The sequence below is a fragment of the Neisseria sp. HMSC065D04 genome (assembly GCF_001815675.1).
Taxonomy (GTDB): domain Bacteria; phylum Pseudomonadota; class Gammaproteobacteria; order Burkholderiales; family Neisseriaceae; genus Neisseria.
In genome coordinates, this window is sequence record NZ_KV821548.1 from 1 (window position 1) to 5,540 (window position 5,540).

Consider the following 5,540-nt stretch of genomic DNA (forward strand, 5'->3'; position numbering starts at 1 on the left):
GGGAATTTTGCAAAGGTCTCAGGTCGTCTGAAAATTTTCAGACGACCTTTTCAACTTTTTAAGAACGAATCCGTTTCAACACTTCTTCCTTACCGATTAATGCCAACACGGCATCAACGCTGGGGGTTTTTGCCGTGCCGCAGACGGCGAGGCGCAGGGGCATGCCGAGTTTGCCCATTTTGATGCCTTCTTCGTCGCAGAAGGGTTTGAACAGGTCGTGGATGGCTTCGGCGTTCCATTCTTCCAGCCCTTCAAGGCGTTCGGCAAAGCGCAGCATACGGGCGGCGGCTTCGTCGTCCCAATGTTTCTGCACGTCCGCTTCGGCGGGCGTTTGTTTGACGTAGAAGTAGAGGCACTCGTCGGCGAGCGTGTTCAGGTCTTGGGCGCGGTCTTTGACCAGTGCCAACACGTCTTCCAACGCGGGTTTTGCCGTGTCGTAAATGTCGCGCAGGGCAAGGCGGGGTTTGACGAGTTCGGCGAGTTTTTCGTTGGGCGTGATTTTGATGTGTTCGCCGTTAATCCAGTAGAGCTTTTTCAAGTCCATGCGGCTTGGAGATGGGGAAACGTCTTTCAAATCAAACCATTCGATGAATTGTTCCATCGTGAAGAACTCGTCGTCGCCGTGCGCCCAGCCCAAACGCGCCAGATAGTTGAGCATGGCTTCGGGCAGAATGCCCATCGCGCCGAAATCGGTGATGGCGACGGTATCGCCGCTGCGTTTGGAGATTTTTTTGCCTTGTTCGTTGAGAATCATGGGCAGGTGGCCGTATTCGGGCAGATTCGCGCCGATGGCTTTTAAGATGTTGATTTGTTTCGGGGTGTTGTTCACATGGTCGTCGCCGCGGATAACGTGGGTAACGCCCATGTCGTAGTCGTCCACGACGACGCAGAAGTTGTAGGTAGGCGTACTGTCGGCGCGGGCGATAATCAGGTCGTCGAGTGCTTCGTTGGGAATGGAGATTTCGCCTTTGACCAAATCCGTCCACTTAGTAACGCCGTCTAAAGGCGTTTTGAAACGGACGACGGGTTGTACGTCGGCAGGGATTTCGGGCAGGGTTTTGCCTGCTTCGGGGCGCCAGCGGCGGTCGTAAGTTGCCGTGCCTTCTTTTTCGGCTTTCTCGCGCATGGCTTCCAGCTCTTCTTTGCTGCAATAGCAGTAGTAGGCGGCGCCTTTTTCCAAGAGTTCGGCGATGACTTCTTTGTAGCGGTCGAAGCGGCGGGTTTGGTACACGACGTTGTCGGCGTTGTCGTAATCGAGACCGACCCATTTCATGCCGTCGAGGATGATGTTGACGGATTCGGCGGTGGAACGCGCCAAGTCGGTGTCTTCGATACGCAATAGGAACTCACCTTTGTGATGGCGGGCAAACGCCCATGAAAACAAGGCGGTGCGCACGCCGCCGATGTGCAGGTAGCCGGTGGGGCTGGGGGCGAAACGGGTTTTAACGGTCATGATGGCTCCAGAATCTTTTAAAACGGGTATTTTACTGTTTTTAGACGGAATCGGACAATGAAAGGTCGTCTGAAACCTGAAAATTCGGTTTTCAGACGACCTTTTTTCCTTTATTCGTCTTCTGTTTTACTCATCGTCAGCCAGTCCCAAAAGTTTTCGCTCCATTTGCCGATGCGGTAGAGGAAGAGGGCGTAGCTTTCTTGAAGCAGGAATTTGTTTTTTTCCTTGCTTTGGTCGAACCGCGTGGTCGGCGTGGCGGAGATGTAGGCTTCGATGTCGAGGTCGGAGGCGATTTCGAGGGCGCGGGCGAGGTGGTAGGGGTCGCTGACGATGATGATGCTTCCGATGCCCTCGGCGCGCAATATCGGGCGGATATTGCGGATGTTTTCGTAGGTGTTGCGCGAGGTGTTTTCAAAGAGGATGTTGTGCGCAGGTATGCCTTGTTTGAGGGCGTAGCGACGACCGACTTCGGCTTCGGTCATGTAGCCTTTTTTGGGTGTTCCGCCGGTGAAAACGATTTTTTCGACACGGTGGCTTTGGTAGAGGGTGATGGCGTGGTTGATGCGTTCGCGGAAGATGGGCGAAGGCCGTTTGTCCCACGCGGCGGCGCCGAGCACGAGGGCGGCATCGGCGCGGACATGACGCGGCAGCGGCTGCGAGCCGGTGTGGTACACCTGCCATGCGCCCTCGCCGAATATGCCGAGTACCAACAGGATACTCAGGCCTATGCCGCGAAAGAGGTAGTAGCGCAAGCCGTTGCGGCTGCGGAACAGGGAAATCATGTAGGGACGGCCTTCCCGCGCTTCAGTCCAACAGGGCTTCGATGTTTTCGAGCGGTCTGCCGATGGCGGCTTTGTCCTGTGTGGTCAGGATGGGGCGTTCGAGCAGGGCAGGGTGGGTGGCGATGGCTTCGAGCAAGGCTTGGTTGTCGAGGTCGGGATTGTCCAAACCGAGTTCTTTGTACAAGTCGTCTTTGACGCGCATCATGCCGCGTACGGATTCCAAGCCCAGCTTGGCAAAGATGTCTTGCAGCGTTGCCAAATCGGGCGGAGTGTCGAGGTATTTGACGACTTCGGCTTTGATGCCGCGCGCTTCGAACAGGTCGAAAGCGGCGCGCGATTTGCTGCAACGGGGATTGTGGTAGAGCGTGAATTCAGACGACATAGGGTTCTCCGATGTTTTTAGATTTTGCTGATGGGCTTTATTATCGGCTGCCTTGGCGATTTCCTCAACTTATCACCCAATAATCGTCATTTTTTACCGCTAAAATCCAACATCTTCATTTTCTCCATAGACAGCACGCTGAAAGGGGTTACAATGCGTTCATCTGATTGATGCAAAGGATGGAACTTATGAAAAAATTATTGCTTGCCTCTGTTTTGATGACCGCCGCCCTGTCTGCCCCTGCGTTTGCCGCCGACCCGCTGGCAGGCTGGAACGACAACAAACCGCAAAGCCTGCAATCGCTCAAAGCGCCTGTGCGCGTGGTGAACCTGTGGGCGACCTGGTGCGGTCCGTGCCGTAAGGAAATGCCCGCCATGTCCACATGGTACAAAGCGCAGAAAAAAGGCAGCGTCGATATGGTCGGTATCGCGTTGGATACTTCCGACAACATCGGCAAATTCCTGAAACAAACCCCCGTCAGCTATCATGTTTGGCGCTATACTGGCGCAGACAGCCGCAATTTCATGAAGTCTTACGGCAACAACGTCGGCGTATTGCCGTTCACCGTCGTCGAAGCCCCGAAATGCGGCTACAAACAAACCATCACCGGCGAAGTCAACGAAAAAAGCCTGACCGCCGCCGTCAATGCGGCTAAAGAAAAATGTAAATAAGCCAGGCTGAAAGCGAACTGAGAAAACAAAAAGGTCGTCTGAAAACCGAAATCTCTGGTTTTCAGACGACCTTTTGATATTTTGAGGTTTACACGCCCTGTTTCAGGCTGGCTTCGATGAAACCGTCCAAATCGCCGTCCAATACGGCTTTGGTGTTGCCGACTTCGTAGCCCGTGCGCAAGTCTTTGATGCGTGAGGAGTCCAAGACGTACGAACGGATTTGGCTGCCCCAACCCACATCGGACTTGCCTTCTTCCAACGCTTGTTTCTCTTCGTTGCGTTTGCGCATTTCCAATTCATACAGTTTGGATTTCAACATTTCCATCGCAGCGGCTTTGTTGGCGTGTTGCGAACGGTCGTTTTGACATTGCACCACAATCCCTGTCGGCTCGTGGGTAATACGCACGGCAGAGTCGGTTTTGTTGATGTGCTGACCGCCCGCGCCCGATGCGCGATAGGTGTCGATTCGCAAATCGGCGGGGTTGATTTCGATTTCGATGGAATCGTCGATTTCGGGATAGACGAACACGGAGGCAAACGAGGTGTGGCGTTTGTTGTTCGAGTCAAACGGCGAGTAACGTACCAAGCGGTGAACGCCGGTTTCCGTGCGCAGCAAGCCGTAGGCGTATTCGCCTTCAACTCGGATGGTGGCGCGGTTGATGCCCGCGATTTCGCCGTCGTCTTCTTCGAGGATTTCGATTTTGAAGCCTTTGCGCTCGGCGTAGCGGCTGTACATGCGGAACAGCATACCCGCCCAGTCTTCTGCTTCCGTACCGCCCGCGCCTGCGGTGATGTCGATAAAGCAGTTGTTCGGGTCGGCGGGCTGGTTGAACATCCGTTTGAACTCCAAATCCGCCATCTGTTTTTCCAGTCCCGCCACGTCTTCTTGCACGGCGGCGAAACCTTCTTCGTCGTTTTCTTCGACGGTCATTTCAATCAGCATTCGGTTGTCTTCGATGCCCGACGCGATGTTGTCGAGCGTCAACACGATGCCTTCGAGGATTTTGCGCTCTTTGCCGATTTCTTGGGCGCGTTTGGGGTCATTCCACAGCTCAGGGTCTTCGGAAAGGCCGATGACTTCTTCCAATCGGTCTTTCTTGCCCTGATAGTCCATATAGACGCGGATGTCTTCGCTGCGCTTTTCCAAATCGTTCAGGGTGTTGTTGAGCTGGTTGATTACTTCGGCTTCCATGATTCTTGTGTTCTTTCAAAATTTTAGGGGCGTATTGTAAGGGATTTGCGGGCTTTTTTCTATGATAAAGGTCGTCTGAAAACCTGAATCTCAAGTTTTCAGACGACCTTTGCGTTTGCATTATCCGCCAGCTATGTGGCGGATTCATATCCGGTCTGACCGGATTATTTATTCAGACGCTGCCATTGTGCGGGGGTGTAGGTTCGGGTAGTGGTTTTCTCGTTGCCACGACGGTCGGTTCGGGTTTCAGTTACCACGACCTTGTCCTCGTCAGAGGTATCGACTGAACGGGAGTAGAACGGCACCAGACTATACTCATCGTGGTTGTAACGGTAGCGTTCTTCGATACGGGTGCAGCAGTCGACTTCATTCGTCACAATCAGGGCTTTTTGTTTGTTGTCGACGCGGAACATCCCCATGTAATTCTTGGTCAATTCAGTCAGTGAATAACTTTGGCTAAAATCACCATACTCGCCTTGCTCGTAGATGTCGTATGTAGGAGAGTTTTTAGGGCCTTTATTGCCGGTTGCAACGGCAATATCCTTGCGTCCGTCAAAGGTGAAGTCTTTCATAATCAAAGGGCTTTTTGCCGCAGAGATTTTGCTGCCTTCGCCGCGTTCAAATATCAGGTCGTCACTCTTAAAAACATTTGTGGTTTCCTTCTTAGGGTGATACAAAAACACCGCGCCTTTGCCGCCGCAATGATTGTCTTTGCAGCCCTCGACAGAAATATGCGCCTGCCAGCCGTCGGGCAGATCGGTCACACGGAAAAATTCTTTTGCCTGAGCGCCGGCAGCGGCGAAAAGAGCAAATAGCATGAGGTATTTTTTCATCAAAGTTCCTTTACGTTTAACCCCGACCGGGTAATGAAATCAAAATTATGCAGAAGAGTAACCCTCTTCATGTCAGGCAGCAAGGGCAATTAAGCCAAACAGGTATTCTTTCATAATTTTCTTATCCTTGCTTTACAAAATGACAAAAGGTCGTCTGAAAGCAGGAAAGGTGTGCAGATAGGCGGGAAAGTGTTGTGTATAGTGGATTAACTTTAAACCAGTACGGC

General features: G+C 52.7%; 6 protein-coding genes. 1 reads left to right on the plus strand and 5 read right to left on the minus strand.

What is annotated here, in order from left to right; genetic code table 11:
• Positions 1-58: 58 nt before the first annotated feature.
• From gltX to arsC, 3 genes are all read right to left on the minus strand, one after another.
• A complete protein-coding gene (gene gltX, locus HMPREF3050_RS11295) occupies positions 59-1,453 on the minus strand; it encodes a glutamate--tRNA ligase (protein WP_070774851.1) in 1,395 nt (464 codons plus the stop codon).
• Between the two features lie 110 nt (positions 1,454-1,563).
• The gene (locus HMPREF3050_RS11300) at positions 1,564-2,235 is read right to left on the minus strand and encodes a YdcF family protein (RefSeq protein ID WP_070774852.1); all 672 of its coding nucleotides are present in this window, start codon (positions 2,233-2,235) and stop codon (positions 1,564-1,566) included.
• A 22-nt stretch (positions 2,236-2,257) separates the two neighbouring features.
• Positions 2,258-2,617, minus strand: a complete 360-nt coding sequence (gene arsC / locus HMPREF3050_RS11305; protein WP_070774853.1) for an arsenate reductase (glutaredoxin) — start codon at positions 2,615-2,617, stop codon at positions 2,258-2,260.
• Between the two features lie 188 nt (positions 2,618-2,805).
• Between arsC and HMPREF3050_RS11310 the strand changes: the two genes are divergently transcribed.
• The gene (locus tag HMPREF3050_RS11310; protein WP_049226079.1) at positions 2,806-3,288 is read left to right on the plus strand and encodes a TlpA disulfide reductase family protein; all 483 of its coding nucleotides are present in this window, start codon (positions 2,806-2,808) and stop codon (positions 3,286-3,288) included.
• 88 nt (positions 3,289-3,376) lie between these two features.
• Here the strand turns inward: HMPREF3050_RS11310 and prfB are convergent, their stop codons facing one another.
• Positions 3,377-4,480, minus strand: coding sequence for a peptide chain release factor 2 (prfB, locus tag HMPREF3050_RS11315; protein WP_002215143.1), 1,104 nt, complete (start codon positions 4,478-4,480; stop codon positions 3,377-3,379).
• 164 nt (positions 4,481-4,644) lie between these two features.
• Positions 4,645-5,313 carry an XAC2610-related protein gene (locus HMPREF3050_RS11320; protein WP_070774854.1) on the minus strand — a complete coding sequence of 223 codons (669 nt, stop codon included), beginning with the start codon at positions 5,311-5,313 and terminating at the stop codon, positions 4,645-4,647.
• Between the last annotated feature and the right edge of the window lie 227 nt (positions 5,314-5,540).